Source organism: Corallococcus sp. CA049B (assembly GCF_003611685.1).
In the GTDB taxonomy this organism is placed as follows: domain Bacteria; phylum Myxococcota; class Myxococcia; order Myxococcales; family Myxococcaceae; genus Corallococcus; species Corallococcus coralloides.
Genome location: NZ_RAWC01000183.1, coordinates 1 through 18,495 on the forward strand (window position 1 = coordinate 1; position 18,495 = coordinate 18,495).

Genomic DNA, 18,495 nt, shown 5'->3' on the forward strand with positions numbered 1-18,495 from the left:
GGTGATGGGGGCGCCTTCGGGCGCGGGGGCCTCACCGGAGGGCACCACCTGGAGCTTGTAGCGGCTCACGCCCTTGGGCAGCACGACCTCCACCAGCGGGTTCTCCTTCACCAGGCCCGGGTCGAGCTTGAGGGAGAACTCGCCGTTCTCGTCGGTGGTCGCGTTGATGTGGTTGCGGTACTCGCCGCCGAGCACCTTGGCGCCCTTCACCGGCTGGCCCGTCGCGGCGTCCGTCACGCGCAGCACCACGAGCTGGCCCTCCTGGAGCGCGGTGGCACCGTTCGCCTGGATGACTTCGTTGTAGCGCGGGCGCAGCGCGCAGCCGGACAGCAGCGCGGAGGAGAGGACGGCGAGGGTCAGCAGGTTGCGGCGAAGGCTCATGGAATCCATCCAGGCTGGGAAGCGGTACGGCGGAGGCGCGGCAGCATAGCCGCCAGCCACCGGACGCCAAGTCTCCGGTGCGTGGCAGCCCCCGTGTGCGGCATCCGCCCCCACGCCGGGTCGCGAAATTCCCGGCGGGCAGGCAGGGCAGGCGCCTTCCTCCTCAAGGACCGGTGGAGCCGTCAGCCCTTCCACCCGCCCGCTTCCAGCACCATCTCCCAAGGTGTCCGGGCACGTCCTTCCCCCGCCCGCACGGAGGCCAATGCTCCATGGATGAGACCTATACGGAGGACTCCGAACGCGTCGCGCGTCCGGATCATCGCTACCCGCTGGAGAACGGGCGGGTCGAGTACTCGCCCATTCCGTCCGACACGCGCGTGGAGGAGAGCCGCATCGTCTGGAAGCACAACCGGTTCGACGTGAGCGTGCTGACGATGGTGCTCATCAGCGCCATCACGTTCTTCATTCCGCTGTTCAACGGCCTGCTGGCCGGCACGTTCGGCGGCTTCCACGCGGGACGTCCCCGCCGGGCGCTGGCCGCCGCAGCCGTCGCCTCGGTGGTGGTGCCCGCCACGTTCTACGTGGCCTTCAACGTCTTCAGCGTGGGCGGCGAGCGCATCTTCCTGGGCCTGGGCTGGGGGAACTGGACGCTGCTGCACGTCATTGGCCTGTTCATTGGCGCCCTCTGCGGCGCGTCCAGCCGTCCGGTGTTCACCGGTGAGGTCCCCATCTTCCGCACGCAGTACGTCAGCGGAGCTCCACTCCTAGCGCAAGGCGATGTCGCGCCAGCCCTTCCGGAAGGCTCGCGAGACTTCTCCCGGGACCTGCCCACGACGCAAGTGTCCCCTCCCAGTGGACCTGTGCGCGGGGAGTGAGCAGCACGCTCCAGCGGGAGATGCGCCCCAGGTACCACTCCACCTGGAGCGTCGCGTCCGCCTCGTGCGTGAAGCCCGGCGTGATGCCCGTGCGCCACGACGGCACGTACGTGGCCTCCAGGCGCAGGGCGCTGTTGCCAGGCCCTGGCAGGCCCACGCGATGGGCCAATGACAGACGGGGCCCCACGGTGGGGACTGTCTCCGTGGGGCTCCAGGCCATCGTGGCCTGGGCGCCCAGCCCCACCGCGAGGAAGGTGTCGAAGCGCTCCGAGGCCGCCACCACGCCCAGCGCCTCCGCCTCCACCGTCGCGCGGTAGGGCAGCGGGCGGCCGATGTCCGTGGACATCCTCGCCTCCGCGCCCCAGCCCAATGCGTCGGAGAACGACCGTTGCTGCTGGGGCAGCTCGGGCATCAGCGTGCGGTAGCCCACCAGCGTCAGGCGCGAGCCGAGGATGCGCGGCACGCCCCAGCGAGGCTCCACCGACAGCTCTCCGTCCAGCACGCGCAGCTCGCTGCTGGACTGGAAGCCGTGCAGGCGCGCGTCGCCCAGGGCCTCGTTCATCGCGGAGGTGCGCAGGCTCACCACCGGCCGCGCGGCGCCCACCTCCGGGAAGTCCACGCCGCCGCTGACCACCGTGCGGGCCGCGCCGGATTCGCGCAGCGCCCCCCGGGCCCAGGTGGTCTCCAGCGCCACCTTCTGTTCATGGTCCTTCGCGAGGAAGGCCCGCGGATCCACGTCCGCGAGCGGTCCATCGTTGAGCGCGCCCTGGGCCTCGGTGGCCGCGGCGAAGGCGGCTTCGGTGTGCTCCGCGCGGACCAGGGCCTTGAGCTCGTCCGGCGTGGGCAGCCGCTTGATGGCGGTGTCCAGGGCCTGCTGGAGCAGGGCCGTGCGGTCGAGCACCGCGAGCTTGCGCTGCATGGCGTCCTCGCGCTCGAAGAGGAGTTGCCGGTCCTTGACGCCCTGGGCGGCGCCGCCCTGCCCCTTCAGGTCGAGGGCGACGAGGCGCTCGCGTTCGATGGCGAGCTTCTCCCCTTCGGCCTGGTCCACCGCCGCGCGCTCCACCCGCACCGCGTGCGCGACATAGGCGTGCAATGCCTCGCGGACGTCGGCGTGCGCGGATGAAGGAGCGGCGTCGAGCGCCGTCGTCACGGCGTGCGGCAGCTGTTCGTAGGCCCGCCTGCGCACATCGGGTTCGGAGGATTGGAGGCTGCGGTGCACGTGGTGCAGCGGCGCGAGCGCGGTGGACGGAAGCAGGGAGGCCAGCTTCGTGAGCAGCCGCTCCTCTTCCACGAGCGCGCGCCGGGCGCGGTCCCCCGTGGATTCGAGGGCGTCCGGGACGTGCTCCAGGAGCGGCACCTTGCGCCCGTTCGCGTCCACGACGTTCGTCTTCGCCAGCGTGTCCAGCGTGGCCGTGGGCAGGACCCACAGCATGCCGGGGGCGCTCACGTGACGGCCGTTCTCCAGCGAGCCATTGAGGAGGAAGAGCAGCGCGGCGGCGCAGTTGTCGGTGAAGAAGTAGTAGCCCAGGTAGCCGCGACGCTCGAGCTCCCAGATACGCTCCAGCATGCGCTGGGACTCGCCGGGCGTGAGGTTCAGCCGGAAGCGGCGGATGGTGCGCTGCTCCAGCTCCAGCGACTCGTGGGTGACGTCGCCCAGGGTGCCCGTGAGGAAGACGGTGCTGTAGCCGCCCGTCATGCCCTTCATCAGGTAGCCCAGGCCCTTCTCCTCCATGCCGGTGAGGGCCACGAGTTGCACGACGCGCTCGAAGCCGGGTCCCTGCACCGCGGCGCCTTCGCGCCAGACCGGGCGCAGGAGCAGGTGGCCGAAGAGGGACTGGGGCTGACGGCCCGTGGCCGCGACGAGCAGGACCTCCAGGTGCGAGAGCGCATCCGCTTCCGCCCACGTGTCGAAGGCCGGGCAGTCCCCTCGCGCGGGCAGGTTGCCCAGGCCCGCCTCCGCGATGAACTCCGACAGGGCGCGCGTCTTGGACAGCTCCTGACAGCGCACCTGCTCATCCTCGGGCAATGCGTCCGGTCGCAGCGACTCCACGGGGACGAACAGCTCCTCCGCGAACGTGACGAGGTCCAGCGAGGCGCTGGCCTGGCCCCGGGCCCGGCTGAAGCCCCCCGCGTAGGTGATGCTCGCGGACTCCTTCCACGTGAGGGGGCGCTCGAAGGGGAGCAGCCACCCGTCCAGCCTTCGCCACTGGGGACGCCGGCTCCAGCCGCGCGCGTCGTCCCAGCGCTGCATCACGGCGTGCACCACGGCGCGGCGGCGCCACAGCTGTTCGGCCTCCGTGTCGGTGAGACGTGACAGGCGCAGCGTGGCCCGGCGCTCCTCGGAAGGGGCGTAGCGGTAGAGGTGGAACCGCGCTCGTTGCTCCGACCAGTCCGGACGGGCCTCCGTGCCGTCACCCAGGCCCAGCGGCGCGGGCTCCGCGTGGAGCACGAGCTCCAACCGGCCCCCGGGCGGACGGCGCATCGCGGGAGGCAGGGTGGCGAGCCCCGCCTCCACGTCCAAAACCAGCGAGGCATCTCGCGCCGCGGCACCGCGCAGGATGATGCCCGACGTGGCCTCCAGCGACGCGACCCGCTCGGCCAGGACGACCTCCGGGGACAGCTTCTGCAAGAACGCCGGCACCGCCAGATGACCCAGGGGTTCTTGAGCCTGCGAGCTCACGGGCAACAGCAGCACCGTGAGCCATCCCATCCAGGCGGGGCGAGGCCTCACGGGAGGGCCTCGGCCGTTTGGGGCGCCCCCTCCTGTTCCAGGATGAAGGCCTGACGGTCTTCTTCGAGCCGGGGTTCGGTGCGCGCCAGCTGGCCCACGCGCTCCAGCCAGGCGCGGGCGCGCTCGGGCGTCAGCGTCTTCGCATCCGCCATCATCAGCAGCTCCTTGCGGTGCGTGCGCAACAGCTTGCCGAAGACCTCCAGGTTCTCACGGCGGATGCGCGCCGCCTGCGCCAGGTCCTCCACCGTCGGGCCCGCGCCCAGCGCCAGGTCCTCTCGCAGCTGGTGCGTGCGGGCCCGCAGGTACACCTGGGCCGCGTGCCCCACCTCCTTCGGCGCGGGCCGCTTGCCCTTGCGCCGCTCCGCCCTCGCGTGCAACTGCCAGATGACGATGCCCAGGCCCATCACCGTCAGCGCCACCGTGGCCGTCGACAGGAGCTGATTCTCGCGGCCGTTGCTGCTCTCGCTGCGCGTGCGCGAATCCTCGCCCTGGTCCACCTGGTTCGACTCGCTGGTGCCCGCGTTGCTGTGCTCGCTGGAGTCCGAAGAGTCGCTGGAGTCCGAGGAGTCGCTGGAGCCCGAGGAGTCGCTGGAGTCCGAGGAGTCGCTGGAGCCCGATCTGCTCGAATCCCCATGGCTGGAGTTGCCCGAGTCGGACTTGCTGGACTCGCCCGAGCCCGACTCGCTGGAGCCCTCGTCGCTGGAGCCGTTGGAGTCCGACTTGCTCGAATCCCCACCGCTGGAGTTGCCCGAGTCGGACTTGCTGGACTCGCCCTGGCTGGAGTCCCCCTGGCTGGAGTTGCCCGAGTCCGACTGGCTGGAGTCACCCTGGCTCGAAGCGCCCGACTCCGAGGAGTTGCCCGAGTCCGACACCTCCGCGGCCCGTAAGCCCGCGGCGGGCCCGCGACACCCCACGGCGAGCATCAACATCGACGCCGTCACCACGCGCTTCCACGAAGACTTCGTCCGCATCCATCCCCCTCGAAAGGGCGCCACCGGGCCTGGCGCCAGCCAGTGCCCTAGCCAACCGCATGCCGGGCGCTGGATTGTGCATTATCGAGAGGTTGCTGGATCGTCTGACGCGATACGGCGCGAAAAACCACCCCCGGGGTGCGTCACGCGCTTCGCGCCCCTGTTTCACCGCGGGTGTGCCGCACACCCTCCTCCAGGAAGAGACGTTTCAGATAGGGATTGAGGAAGCGCCCCTCCGGGTCCAGCTGCTCGCGCACGCGCTGGAAGTCGTCCCAGCGGGGATACAGATGTTTCAGTGTCGCGGCCGTCTGGGTGTGCAGCTTGCCCCAGTGCGGCCGGCCGCCGTGGTTGCGGAAGATGGCCTCCGCGCCGGAGAAGTAGGGCTCCAGCGGCATGCCCTGGTATTGATGCACCGCGATGAACGCGCGGTCCCCGCCGTGCGCCGGGCTGAGGAACACGTCGTCGCCGCGCACGAAGCGGTACTCCACCGGGAAGTGCACGGGCAGCTGCTCGCGCGTGATGTATTCGGACAGCTCGCGAAGGCAGTCGGGCCCTCGCTCCACCGGCACGGCGTATTCCATCTCCTGGAAGCGCACGAGCCGCGGCGTGGCGAACAGCGTGTGGCTCTGCCCCGCCAGCACGCCCTCCGACGCCAGCTTCGCCGACAGCCGGCTCACCGGCGCGCACCACGCGGGCCGCATCCGGCACGCACGGCTCACCGCGCCGAAGACCGCGTTCTCCATCACCATCTCGCTGAACCAGCGCCCCACGCCCACCCCGTGCGGAGTCTCGTCCGTGAGGTCCATCGCCTTCGTCATCACGCGGTCGGAGTGCGGGAACCAGAAGAACTCGTAGTGCCGGTGGCGCGCCCGCGCTTCATCCAGGCCCGCGAGGCACTCCTCCAACGCCAGGTTCCGCCGCGTCAGCCGCAGCCGGTACTCGGGCAGCAAGCGCAGCCGCACCCGCGTCACCACGCCCAGCGCGCCCAGGGACACGCGCGCGGCCTGGAGCAGCTCCGGCGACGCGTCCTCCGAGCACGTCACCTCGTCCCCGCTCGCCGTGACGAGCGTCATCTCCGCCGCCTGCGTGGAGAGGATGCCCAGGCCCACGCCCGTGCCGTGCGTGCCCGTGCCCAGCGCGCCGCCCAGCGACTGCTTGTTGATGTCGCCCAGGTTCTCCATCGCGAGCCCGTGCGACGCGAGCAGCGCGCCCAGCTCGCGCAGGTTCGTGCCCGCCCACACCACGGCCTCTCGCGCGCGGTCGTCCACGGACACCAGGCCCCGCAGCGCTTCGAGCGACACCATCGTCTCGTCCGTCGCGCACAGGGGCGGGAACGAGTGGCCGCTGCCCACCACGCGCACGGTGCGCGATTGGGCGCTGGCGTCGCGGAGCGCGGCCTTCAGGGCGTCCACGGAGTCCGGCTGGAGGAAGCCGGAGGGATGGGCCACCACCCCGCCGGACCAGTTGCGCCACGTCTTCGTCTTCGCCGTCTCGGTCGTCATGCCGTCACCCCCATTCGCCCCGGTAGGTCGGGACCTCTTCCACGACGCGGCCCCCGGAGATGAGCAGCAGCGTGCGGAAGTGCTCGCACACCTCGCCCGCCTTCGCGTGCCGGAAGAACACCGGCGCGCCCAGGGGCAGCGGCACCGGGCCCGTGTACGCGATGGGCGTCTGCACCTCGCCCGCGCCCTCCAGCGGGAGGAGCTTCGCGCCCTCGGGCAGGTAGGGCACGGGCAGCTTGTCCACGCCCGCGGAGCCGGAGGCCACGAAGCCTCCCCCCTGGAGCGTGAAGAGGCCCGGGCCGGGACGCCGCGTGACGGGGATGGCGAACGCCACCGCGGGCTGATGCTGGAAGCCGCGATAGCCGTCGAAGAGCGCGGGCGAGTACAGGCCGCTGCCCGCGGTGAGCTCCGTGACGCTCGCGTCCTGGCGCGTGGACTCCAGGCTGCCGGTGCCCCCGCCGTTCACGAAGCGCGGCGCGAACCCCGCGTCCTTCAGCGCGGCCACCACCGCCTGCCTGCGCGAGTGCACGCGGCCCACCGAGCCCCGCTTGAGCGCGCGGATGACCACGTTCTTCGGCCCCGCGTGCGGCGCGGCGTCCGGCACGCCCGCGAGCTGCGCCTCGTAGCCCATGACGCCCGCGAGGAAGACGGCGTCCCCTTCCGCCGCGATGCGCTTCGCCACCGCCAGCGCGTCCTCCGGCGAGCGCACCGGCGAGCGGTGCACCCCGAAGCGCAGGCCCGGCAGGTCCACGGACAGGTCCACGTCCAGGCACAGCGGGGCCCGCGTGCCATGCCGGCGGGCAGCGCGAGCGGCGAGCGCCACGTGCTCCACCGAGTCCACCATCAACGTCACGGGCGCTGGCGGCCGGCACAGCTCCGCCAGGGCCTCGGCATCCACCACGGGGTAGCCCATGAGCAGGTCGGTAAAGCCGCGCTCGCGCAGGTGCACGGCCTCGTCGGCGCTGAAGCACATGAGGCCCTGGAAGCCGGGATGCCCGTCGAGCACGCGCCGCAGCAGCGCGACGCACCGCACCGACTTCGTGGCCACCCGCACCGGCAGCCCGCCCGCGCGCCGCACCAGCGCCGCCGCGTTCTCGTTCAGCAGGTCCAGGTCCGCGAAGGCCAGGGGCAGCCTCCGTCCCTCCAGCGCCTGGGCGTAGTAGGCGTAATCACGCGGCATTTCAGGGCCTCCGGGCGCGGTCACGACGGGAGCGGACATCATCGCCGCGCCCCGTCAGCTCCGGGGCCTGCCGGCACCGGGCGCGTAGGGTGGTGGACAGGCGGGGACAGGAGCCGGGAAAGGGGCAGCGCGCCGGACATCCCTGGGGGAACGCCCGGCGCGCGCACACGCGGATACTTCGACTCCTGGGTCGGCCCACCCCCCCGGAAGGGCACGGAACGCCATGGTGCCGCCAGCCGAAAGTCATTTCTATTGAGGAAATCACGCGAGTCTTAAACGACTCGGGGGACGGGAAATCAATTCCCACCTGGACAGGCGGAAGAAGCACTGATTCCACTCCCGACCTCACAAGTCTTCCAATTGGCCCCAGCGGCTATAGTAAGTAAATCGTGATTGATTTGATTTCCGAGGACCAACGCCTCTTGCAGGAGCTGGAGGGCCTGCTGGAGGGGTTGGAGCCAGGCTCCGAGGCCCTGCCGACGGTCCTCGCCGCGCTCCGAGGCGCCCTGCGCGCGGAGCGGACGGCGGCCTACGGCGTGGACGTGGGCCCGGACCGCTATCACACGGCCTTCGTGCACGGCGTGGGCTTCCCGCAGCCTCCCTCCGTCCTCTCCGAGGCCTTTGACGCGGCGCTGCCGCCGGCGGGGAGCCGCTTCGGCTACTTCGATCCCGCGCGTCCGCCGCTGGCCCAGCGCAACCGGGCGATGCGCTTCTCGCCGCTGGGAATCGCTGAGCCGCTGCGCGCCCTGCCCATCACCGGCGAGGGCGAGGGCCCCCTGTGGGAGCGGCTGGGATTGAGCGAGGCGGAGTGGGAGCACGCGCGGACGCAGCTGGCCGGGTATGCCTCCAGTCTCTACCGGCAGTTGGGATTGGAGCACCTGGCGCAGCTGCGGGTGCTGGTGTGCGAAGGCGACATGATGCTGGGCTGGGTGGGCGCCTTCCGGGCCGAGCCCTTCACGGAGCGGGAGCAGCGGCTGTTGCAGGCGCTGACGCCCGCCATCCAGCGGCGGATGGCCATGGACCGGCGGCTGCGCGAGGCGGGCCTGCTGGGGCCGGCCCTGGGCGCGGCGCTGGAGGTGCTGGGGCGGCCCGCGTGGGTCGTCACGTTCAGCGGCCGGGTGATGCACGCGAACAAGGCGGGGCAGGCGCGGTGGGAGCAGGACTCGCAGGCGCTGGCGAGGCAGGTGCGCGAGTGCCTGCGGAGCCCGCCGGGCACGGGGCCGCTGTTCTCCTCCGGGCCGCTGCGCACGCCGGGGCTGCCGGACCACTACCTGGTGCTGGACCCCGGGCCGCCGATGGAGCCGACCTCGCGCCTGCCGGTGCTGAGCCAGCGCTGGGGGCTCACCGCGCGCGAGGCGCAGGTGCTGGAGCACGTGGTGCAGGGAGAGACGAACAAGGCCATCGCCCTGCACCTGGGCTGCGCCGAGCGCACGGTGGAGGTGCACGTCACGCACCTCTTGAACAAGGCGCAGGTGGAGAGCCGCTCCGCGCTCATCTCGCGCTTCTTCCAGTCCTGATGGGCCGGTGGGCACGGCCCGGCGCATGACTAGGATGGAGGGATGGACGAAGCGCTCTTGAGGAAGGCGCTGGCCCGCGCCGACGCGGCGGTGGCGAAGGGGCCGCGCGCGCTGGCGGCGGATGGCCAGCGCCGCACGCTGCACGTGGCGATGGGGGACCCGCAGGCGGACTTCGAACGGGTGTTGTCCATCCTCTCGCTGCATGGGCTGCTGGACGATGCGGGAGGACTGCGGCCGGACGTGTGCCTGGTGTCCGTGGGCGACCACTTCGACTGGGGGCCCGCGAAGGACCGGGAGCGCGTGGCCCGGAGCGCGCTGCGGCTGGTGGCGTGGCTCGCGTCCCATCCGGCGGATCAGGCGGTGATGCTCCTGGGCAACCACGACCTGGGCCGCGTGGGAGAGCTGGCGGACTTCACGGATGCGACGTTCCGCGCCGCGCAGGCGGAGGCGGACCGGGTCTACGCGGGGGACGACACCGACGCGGCGGCGGAGCGGGCCTTCCTCCAGCGCTGGCCTGGATTGCCGACGGCGGAGCTGGCGGCGCGGGACTTCAGCACCTGGACCGAGGAGCAGCGCGCGTGGGTGGAGCACCTGCTGCGCGCACGGCGCTTCCGCGTGGCGCATGCGGCGGGGGACTCGCTGCTGGTGCTGCACGCGGGCGTCACGCGCGAGGACCTGGGGGTCGTTGGGCTCGCGCCCGAGCGATGGGCGGAGGCGCGCGCGGTGGCGGAGGCGCTCAACGGCGTGATGGACCGGGCGGTGGCGGCGTGGAAGGGCGGGCCGCTCGTGCTGCCGGGGCTGCACCATCCGGGCAACGCGAAGGAGGGTGAGGGCGTGGGCATCTTCTACCAGCGGCCCAGCCTGGCCGCGGAGGATGGGGAGCGCGTGCGGGGAACACCCCGGCGCAGGTTCGATCCCCGGAGGTTGCCGCTCGGGTTGACCCAGGTGGTGGGCCACACGCGGGACAAGCGGGTGCGGGAGCTGGTGTCACCCGGTCCCGTGCGAGATGGAGTGCTGCGCCACCTGGTGACGGACGGGGCGCGCGTGGACTACGCGCACGGCCCGCCGCAAGTGACGGGCCCGGGCGAGGCGGTGATGGTGTTCACCGACGGCGCCATGCGCGAGGGCCGCGCGGAGGACTTCGAGCTGTTCGACCTGGACGCCCGTCGCGCGGTGCCGCTGGCTCCGTGAGTCTTCACGCGTGCCTCATGCAGGGCACGCGCGAAGGCTCGTGGATCCGCTACGGCGCCGCGCCAGGAGCGGCGGCCGGCGACTTGAGGCCGGCGAGCTTCTTCTCCAGCGACTCCACCTGTCGCGGGGACACCTGCGCGGCGGGCAGCGTCTTCGCGAACGTCAGCGCCTCTTCCAGCGTCTTCACCGCGCCCGCGGTGTCCTTGCGCGCGACCTGGATGTCCGCGCGGCCGGAGAGCACGGACAGCCGCCGCGCGCCCTGCACCCGCGCCAGCGCCCGGTCGTTCGCGGCGAGCGCGTCGTCCAGCCGGCCCGACAGGCGGTACAGCGTCGCGAGCCGCGCGGGCGGGTTGTAGTCCTGCGGCAGGTCCTTCTCGCTCTGCTCCAGCGCGGGGATGGCCCGCTGCGGCTGCTCGAGCGTCATCGCCGCGAGCATGCGGTGCGAGTCGAACACGCTGCGCGCCTCGGGGTTCGGCGCCTTCGCGGCCTCGCCCTCCAGGAACGTCAACCACTCCTGGGCCACCTGCTTCGCTCCCGCCGTGTCCTTGTCCTGCTTGCGCGCCTCCACCAGCACCTCGTACAGGCCGGAGCGGTCATCCGCCTCCATCTCGATGGCGGGCGGCGAGAGTACGTCGCGCGCCTTCGCCTCCAGCGCGTGCCGCAGCTCCGCCGCCTCGGGCGTGCCTTCCGGGATGGCGAGCGCGCAGCCGAGGCCATTGAGGACGCCGTTGGCCAGGCTGAGCGAGCGCGGCACCTTCGGCAGCTCCGCCACCGCCTTCCGCGCGCAGGGCTCGTACTGCTTCGCCCCGTACTGCGCCATCAGCAGCGACTCCAGCGCGCGGCCCCGGCGGGACCAGTCCGCGGGGGCCTCCGCGAGCGCGAGCGACAGGGCCTCGGCGGCCTCCGCGGGCTTGCGCTCTCCGTAGAGGGCATCCCCGCGGGCGAGCAGCGCCTCCGCGCCGGTGGCACCGCCCTGGTAGGCGCGCTCGCCGTCCTCGAAGAGGCGCTCCAGCTGAGGCACCGTCGCGCTGCCGGCGAAGCGCAGCAGGGCCTTCTCCTCGCGCGGGTCGATGATGAAGAAGGTGGGCCAGAACTCCACCGGGTACTTCTCCTGGAACGTCGCGTTCTGGGTCAGGTCGGTGTTGAGCTCCAGCCACACGAAGCGGTCCGCGTGCTTCGCCAGCGCCTTGTCCGTGAAGACGTACGCGCGCATGGAGCGGCAGGTGTGACACCACGGCGCCCAGGTGTCGACGAACAGGGGCACCCCCTTCGCCTTCGCGTCCGCGAGCGCGCGGGCGTAGTCATCCGGGATGAAGGGCAGCGGGCCTTCGGCATGGGCCTCGGCGGACGCGGGCGCGGGCGCGTTGGCGTTCGTGGCCGTGCAGGCGATGGACCCCGACAGGAGCAGGCAGGCGAGGAGGGAGCGCATGCGGCGCACCCTACCGCGCCGATCCAGGGGTGTCCCCGGTGGACAGAGTACGCACACCGCGCTGGGCACCACGCGGCGTGCGTGCTGTCCTACGCGTGGCCCCTTATGCCCATGAAGGACCCTCGCGCCCTGCGCACCGCCCTCGCGTCCGCCCTGGACGCCCTGCCCGCCTCCGAGCGCTTCCCCGACAGCGGTGACGCCGACGTGGCCCGCCGCCTGGCTGAGCGCCTGCGCCGCGACCTGCTGCCCCGTCTGGGCTCCGGGGACGCGCCGCTGCTCCTCGTGGCCATCGCCGGCCCCAACAACGTCGGGAAGTCCACGCTCTTCAACTCGCTGGCGAAGGCGTCCCTGTCCCCCGCGCGCCCCGAGGGCGGACTCACCAAGCAGTGCCTGGCCGCGGCGAACCCGGAGACGTGGATGGGCGCGCTGAAGGACGTGCTCACCCAGCGCTACGACATCATCCCGGTGGCCGACGGCACCGTGGCGCCCGTGGATGAACCCGGGCCTGCCGGCCGGCTGTACCTGGTGCTGTCGGATGCGGTGCCGCGCGGGCTGCTGGTGATGGACACGCCGGACTTCGACAGCGTGTACCGCGACAACCGCGAGCGGGCCGAGGCGCTGCTCGTCACGGTGGACGTGCTGGTGTTCGTGGTGAGCCGGCAGACGTACCAGAACGCGGCGCTGGTGGACTTCCTGCGCGCGGCGGTGGGCCACGGCAAGCCGTACCTGCTCGTCTACAACGAGGCCACGCGCGAGGAGGTGGCGCGAGGCCACCTGGACAAGCTGGCCCAGGACGTGGGCCACCCGCCCATCGCGCGCTACCTGGCGCCGCACCAGCCGGACGTGGAGGCGGGGCTGAAGCCGCTGGCCACGGAGGCGCTGGATGGACGGCCGCCGCTCGCCGCGCTGCTGGGACAGGCGGAGCATGCGCGCGAATTGAAGGCGCGGGCGCTGGAGGCGTCGCTGTCGGATGCGCGCTCGGAGCTGGAAGCAGTGGCGCGAGCGGCGACCCGCGCGGCTCGCGAGCCGGAGCGGCTGAGGCAGCGGCTGCGGCACGACCTGCAAGGCATTGGCGCGCAGGCGGCGCTGAGGGCCGTGCCCGCGGACGTGCTGGTGGATGCGTTCCGCGACGAACTGGATGCGCGCAGCACCTTCCACCGGTTCGTGCGGCTGCCGTTCCGCGGACTGGCCACGGCGCTCACGTTCGTGAGCCGCAAGGTTCGCGAGTCCTTCACCGGACCCCAGCCCCATGAGGCGCTGCCCTCGCAGGCGGTGGATGACTCGCTGAAGGACGGGCTGCGCAGGCTGGTGGACGCCTTCGCGCCGGAGGTGGCCGCGTGGCGCGGGGACGCGGAGACGCGCGAGAAGCTGGTGCAGGCCTTCGGGCCCGCGATGCTCGGCCGGCTGGATGCGCCGCTGGACCTGGGCGCGCTGCACGCGCACGCGGCGGACCGGGCCACGCTGTATGACTTCTGCCGCCAGCTGGTGGGCAGCGAGCTGCAGGGCGGCATGCGCGAGGAGCTGCTCCAGGCGCTCACCACGCTGGTGTACTCGGTGCCGTCCGGCGCGGCGGCGGTGGTGACGGTGGCCACCGGCGGCCTGGGCCATGACGCGGTGGTGTGGGCGGGGACGCTCCTGTCCACGCCGCTGCTGGAGCGCTTCGTGGACCTGCTGGGTGCCCAGGTGCGCGCGACGGTGACGCGCAAGTGGGCGGACGCGCACGGGGCCACGCTGGCGCAGGCGCTGGAGACGCGCTTCTTCGCGGAGCTGTTGTCCCACCTCGACGCCCAGGCGGAGGGCTGGCTGCGCACCGCCTCCACCCTGGAGACGGCACGGCGGGCGGCGGAGTAGGCGGCTGGTTCCTGACAGGGTCCCGCCTCCACGGTGGAGGCGAGACTTCGTGCCTCATCGCCACCGATGCGTCATGCTGGATCCGCCATGACCGGTCCGGGCCCGGAGGCGGGTTCTCCTCTCATCCTGTCGTTCCGTCACCTGCTGACCGAGTCCGTCAGTGCGTTCCTCGACGAGGCGGACATGACGTGTCCGCAGACGGCGGACGCGCTCAGCGAGCTGCTGGTGACGCTGTCGCGCTACCGCGAGGAGGGCGCGCTGCTGTTCCCCACCGCGTTCCTGGGTGACGACCTGGGCGCGATGATGGAGCTCTTGGGCGGGCACGACCCGATTCCCCTGGGCTCGGGGCCGCGCAACCGCGCCACCATCCAGCGGGCGCTCAAGCAGTGCGCGCCGCTGGGACAGGGGCGCTGGTGGGCGCTGTACCTGGTGCGTGAGCCCGCGGGCCTCACCTACGGCATCTTCCGGACGGATCCGTTCCCTCTGGCGGAGACGCCGCTGGAGCGCCTGCGGCACGCGCCGGACCGGGGCGCACGGGTGGTGGGTGTGTTGCAGCTGGCGGACAACATCATCGAGCTGCGCGGAGGCGGCGGGCTGTGCCGGCACGTGTACCTGTCCGGCGCGCGCATCGACCTGGAGCCGCCCTCCGTGGTGCTGGACGCGCTGGCGAGCGCTGTGACCGAGCAGGTCCTGCCCTCCAGCCGCGAGTACGCGCGGGGCTTCTTCCGGCGGGTGCTGTTCGAGGTGATGCAGTCCTCGCACGGCACGCTGGTGGCGGTGTTGCCCCGGGAGCGCGCGGGTTCGGCGCTGTTCGTGGATGGCATCCTGTTGCCCCGGCCCATGGACGTGGTGGCGATGCTGGACCGGCACCACGCGACCCAGGACGGCAGCGCGGCGTCAGCGGTGCGGGCGGCCGCGCAGCTCTTGCGCGGCATGATGGCCACCGACGGCATCACCGTGCTGCGCGCGGACGGGTGCATCCTCGGGTACAACGTCTTCGTGCGTCACCCGGAGACCCTGGCGCGGCAGCCGGGCTTCTTTGGCGGAGCTCGTCGTCGGACGTTCGAGGTGCTGTGCGCGGCGCTGGGCAACGAACTCGCCGCGGCGTTCATCCGCTCGCAGGACGGAGATGTCGCGTGCCGTCGCGCGTGACGGTTTCCTGTTTTGCACGCTGTCCGGATTGATTGCGGCGCTGAGGGACGGAGGACCCTGGAGGTCGCATTCCGCACGGGGATTTGAGACGTGGGCAGAAGGTTGAGAACATCAACTTAATCTGTAAGGCTGCGCGCGCTTTGCGCACTGCTCCCCTGCCCCTCCGCGCGGTTGCCGCGCTGTCCCTGCTCGCCGTGTGCCTCGCGAGCGCTCCTGCTGTGGCGCAGAAGCTGCCGGCCGTGGTGGTGGACGGGCCGCCCTCAGCACCTTCTCCCAATGACACCGGGACGGGGCTCTGCATGGCCACCAACGTGTGGACACGCACCCCGGCGGAGTATCCGCAGAGCCAGACAAACTATACGGACAACCTGAATGCTTACATGGAGGAGAACCGCGGGACGCGGGTGACCTCCGTGCTGCGCTCCGCGTTCGATCTGTCAAACAACCTGAACGACGGTCGCGTGCTGAGCTTCGGCGACTTCGTCAACGTGGTCTCAGGATGCTCCCAGGGCGGCTGTCCCTTCCCCTACAACGACCCGATCACCAAGTTCGTTTCACGCTTTCGCGGCTACCTGAACGTCACCGAGGCCATGGTCGGGCGTGCCCTGCACTTCGGCTTCTACGCTGACGACGCCATCAGCCTCGTCCTGTTCGACAAGGCCAGCAGACGCTACGACATCGTCATCCGGCCACCGGAACTCGGTGCGGCAACGCGGCGCACCACCAACTCCGTCACCTTCACCCAGTCCGGCCTCTACGCGGTGGAATTGCTCTACGTGCAGATCGTGGAGCACGCGGCGCTGGAGTTCTCTGTTCTGGACGGGGCGTTCACGGACTTCGATGCGCCCGCAAACAGTCCGCCGGTCGTTCCCCTTGCTTCCTATGGCTTCACCCTGGTCCAGCCCGCGCAGCTGTTCCAGACCGAAACCGGTCGGCCGTCGTTCCCGGACAACCTGGATCAGTGCGTCCAGTGCAACCGCCAGTTCGCGAACCAGCCCGGCAATGGCAGTTGCGGTTCGTCCTACTACTGCAACTCCGCTGCGCTCTGCGCACCCTGTGACACGAACCTCCTTTGCGGCGACACGTGCTCGCCGTGCGGACCTACCGCGCCCATCTGCGCGCAGGTCAACGGCCAGTTCACCTGCGTCGCGTGCACCCAGAACAGTGACTGCGCCACGGGCCGCTGCGACACCACCACCAACGTGTGCACCGGCTGCGTCCGCGACTCCGACTGCGGCTCCGGCCAGGTCTGCGACGAGCCGAACTTCACCTGCGTCCAGTGCACCGCCGACTCCGAGTGCCCCGGCAGCCAGGTCTGCGACCTCACCGCGAACACCTGCGTCGAGTGCAACGAAGACACCCAGTGCGACCGCGGTGAGTCCTGCTCCAACCACGTCTGCACGCCCTGCAACACCAACGACGCCTGCGCCGGTAACTCCTGCAACTGCTGCCCCAATGGCACCCAGTGCGCCGCGCCCACTCCCGGCGCCCCGCCCTCCTGCGTCGAGTGCACCACCGACAGCCAGTGCTCCAACGGCCAGCGCTGCGACACCCTGAACGGTGCCTGCGTCGACAGCATCGCCGAGTGCAACACCTCCGACCGCTGCGGCCCCGGCTGCTCCAAGTGCCCCGGTGAGCGCCCCTTCTGTCTCGACGGCGAGGTCTGCGTCCAGTGCCGCAACGACCTGGAATGCGGCGACGGCCAGACCTGCGTCAGCGGTGAATGCAGCTCCTGCACCACCGACAACCGCTGCGGTCCCCGCTGCGACTCGTGCGGCGGCGACACCCCGTTCTGCCTCTCCGACGGCACCGTGCAGAACAGCGTGTGCGTGGGCTGCGTCAACGACTCCGACTGCGGCAGCGGCACCTGCGACCCCACCACCCGCACCTGCTCCAACACCGGCGCCTGCGCCGTGACGTGCGCGGAAGGCACCGTGTGTGACGGCTCCACGTGCGTCGAGTGCTTCGCCGATGCCCACTGCCCCTGCGGCGGCACCTGCGACCTCGCCTCCAACACCTGCCTCGAAACCTGCGCCGACAGCGGCGACTGCCTGGGCGTCGAGTTCTGCTCCGCCGAAACCCAGCAGTGCGAACGCGGCCGCCGCAAACCCGGCACCGAACCCCAGGGCGGCGCCTTCTGCTGCGGCACCACCGCCGAGGACACCCCCACCGGCAGCACCGCCATGCTGGTCACCCTCGCCCTGGGCTTCCTCTTCCTGCGCTCCACCCGCCGCGTCCGATGAAGCCCTCCCGAGCGCCGCTCCTCCCGCTGCTGCTGGCCCTCGCGCTGTCCACCGCCGCCCACGCCGCGCCGGATCCGCGCTTCAACATCCAGGTCTTCCGCCCGTCCGGCGCGCCGCAGGACCTGGTGATGGTCACCCAGTCCCGGCCCCTGTCCCACCTGTCCGTCTCCGCCGGGCCCTACTTCAGCTACTCCCTCAACCCGCTCTCGCTCGTCCCCAAGGACGGGGACCTGGGCTCCATCAGCCTCGTGGGCAACCGGCTCCAGCTGGATGTCATGGCCACCGTCGGCCTCTTCGACTGGTTCGAGGTCGGCGTGGACATGCCGCTCGTACTCCTCCAGGGCGGCCAGAACCTGGAGGTCATCGGCACCGAGGGGCCCGTGGAGAGCTTCGCCCTGGGCGACCTGCGCCTCATGGGCAAGGTGGCCATCCCCGGCTTCCGCCGCTCCGCGGAGGGCCACGGCTGGGGTGCGTCACTCACGCTCAACGTCAGCTTCCCCACCGGCGTGCAGGAGGCCTTCGCGGGCGACGGCGAGCTCACCTGGGCGCCGGGCCTGGTGCTCGACTACCGCTTCGAGTCCGGCATCCTCCTCGCCTTCAACGGCGGCTTCTGGAAGCGGCCGGACGTCATCTTCAGCGGCGTGCAACTGGGAGACATGGCGCCGTTCGGCCTGGGCACGGAGGTGCCCCTCCTGCGCGGCAGCGGCATCACCGCGCTCGGCATGGTGAACGGCGCGGTCGGCCTCAAGAAGGCTCCCGGCCAGGAGCGGCAGATTCCCGCGGAGCTGCTCATCGGCCTGCGCTGGTACAGCTCGCTGGGCGTCACCTTCACCTTCGGCGGCGGCCTGGGCTGCGGCTGCTCGCTGGCGTCGCCGAACCTGAGCTTCTTCACGTCCATCCTCTGGGTGCCCGCCAAGACTCGCGAGTGGGAGGCCATCGAGCGCTTCAAGGAGCCGCCCGAGCCGCCCCCGCCGCCCGTGGACCCCGACTTCGACGGCGTCATCGGCGAGCGCGACCGCTGCCCCGACCTGGCAGGCCCGGTGGAGAACAGCGGCTGCCCGGACACCGACGCGGACTCCGACGGCGTGGTGGACCGCATCGACAAGTGCCCGGACGTCCCGCAGGGCAAGCGCGGCCGCGATGGCTGCCCGCTCGCGCGCACGTCGGGGAACAAGATCGTCATCCTGGAGCAGGTGAACTTCGCCACCGATCAGGACGTCATCCTCTCCGAGTCCTACCCGGTGCTGGAGGAGGTCGCGCGGGTGATGGAGGAGAACCCGAAGATGGACCGCATCCTCATCGAGGGTCACACCGACTCGCGCGCCAGCGACCAGTACAACCTGGAGCTGTCCAAGCGCCGCGCCGCCAGCGTGAAGCGCTTCCTCATCGAGACCGGCGTCGCCGCGGAGCGCGTGTGCTCGCAGGGCTACGGGCGCAGCATGCCCCTGGCCGACAACGCCACGGAGGAGGGC

At 71.6% G+C, this 18,495-nt stretch carries 12 protein-coding genes; 6 read left to right on the forward strand and 6 right to left on the reverse strand.

Going from position 1 to position 18,495, the window contains the following annotated elements:
- The 5 genes from D7W82_RS29700 to D7W82_RS29730 form a co-directional block, all read right to left on the reverse strand.
- The coding region (locus tag D7W82_RS29700; protein ID WP_120621562.1) for a hypothetical protein at positions 1-381 on the reverse strand (381 nt) is incomplete at its 3' end.
- Positions 382-1,128: 747 nt separating this feature from the next.
- Positions 1,129-3,987 (reverse strand): DUF4105 domain-containing protein, encoded by a 2,859-nt coding sequence (locus D7W82_RS29710; protein ID WP_120621563.1) that lies wholly within the window; start codon positions 3,985-3,987, stop codon positions 1,129-1,131.
- Positions 3,984-4,958: a hypothetical protein gene (locus D7W82_RS41825; protein WP_233588012.1), complete on the reverse strand. Its 975-nt coding sequence runs from the start codon at positions 4,956-4,958 to the stop codon at positions 3,984-3,986. The genes D7W82_RS29710 and D7W82_RS41825 overlap by 4 nt, the downstream gene beginning before the upstream one ends.
- A gap of 143 nt (positions 4,959-5,101) precedes the next feature.
- Positions 5,102-6,460 (reverse strand): D-arabinono-1,4-lactone oxidase, encoded by a 1,359-nt coding sequence (locus D7W82_RS29725; RefSeq protein ID WP_120621566.1) that lies wholly within the window; start codon positions 6,458-6,460, stop codon positions 5,102-5,104.
- Positions 6,461-6,464: 4 nt separating this feature from the next.
- Positions 6,465-7,640, reverse strand: a complete 1,176-nt coding sequence (locus D7W82_RS29730; protein WP_120621567.1) for an amino acid deaminase/aldolase — start codon at positions 7,638-7,640, stop codon at positions 6,465-6,467.
- A 389-nt stretch (positions 7,641-8,029) separates the two neighbouring features.
- On the opposite strand from D7W82_RS29730, the gene D7W82_RS29735 reads away from it, so the two are divergent.
- Positions 8,030-9,157: a LuxR family transcriptional regulator gene (locus D7W82_RS29735; protein ID WP_120621568.1), complete on the forward strand. Its 1,128-nt coding sequence runs from the start codon at positions 8,030-8,032 to the stop codon at positions 9,155-9,157.
- A 42-nt stretch (positions 9,158-9,199) separates the two neighbouring features.
- The gene (locus tag D7W82_RS29740; RefSeq protein ID WP_120621569.1) at positions 9,200-10,348 is read left to right on the forward strand and encodes a metallophosphoesterase; all 1,149 of its coding nucleotides are present in this window, start codon (positions 9,200-9,202) and stop codon (positions 10,346-10,348) included.
- Positions 10,349-10,397: 49 nt separating this feature from the next.
- Here the strand turns inward: D7W82_RS29740 and D7W82_RS29745 are convergent, their stop codons facing one another.
- Complete coding sequence (locus D7W82_RS29745) at positions 10,398-11,777, reverse strand: thioredoxin family protein (RefSeq protein WP_120621570.1); 1,380 nt, start codon at positions 11,775-11,777, stop codon at positions 10,398-10,400.
- A gap of 111 nt (positions 11,778-11,888) precedes the next feature.
- Here D7W82_RS29745 and D7W82_RS29750 point away from each other — a divergent pair, with 111 nt between their 5' ends.
- The 4 genes from D7W82_RS29750 to traB all read left to right on the forward strand — a co-directional run.
- Positions 11,889-13,628: a GTPase gene (locus tag D7W82_RS29750; RefSeq protein WP_120621572.1), complete on the forward strand. Its 1,740-nt coding sequence runs from the start codon at positions 11,889-11,891 to the stop codon at positions 13,626-13,628.
- Between the two features lie 87 nt (positions 13,629-13,715).
- The gene (locus D7W82_RS29755; RefSeq protein WP_120621571.1) at positions 13,716-14,780 is read left to right on the forward strand and encodes a hypothetical protein; all 1,065 of its coding nucleotides are present in this window, start codon (positions 13,716-13,718) and stop codon (positions 14,778-14,780) included.
- A gap of 185 nt (positions 14,781-14,965) precedes the next feature.
- Positions 14,966-17,023 carry an outer membrane exchange protein TraA gene (gene traA, locus D7W82_RS29760; RefSeq protein ID WP_120621573.1) on the forward strand — a complete coding sequence of 686 codons (2,058 nt, stop codon included), beginning with the start codon at positions 14,966-14,968 and terminating at the stop codon, positions 17,021-17,023.
- Positions 17,020-18,495, forward strand: a 1,476-nt coding sequence (traB, locus tag D7W82_RS29765) for an outer membrane exchange protein TraB (protein WP_147439621.1), incomplete at its 3' end; no start/stop codon positions are given. The genes traA and traB, both read left to right, overlap by 4 nt.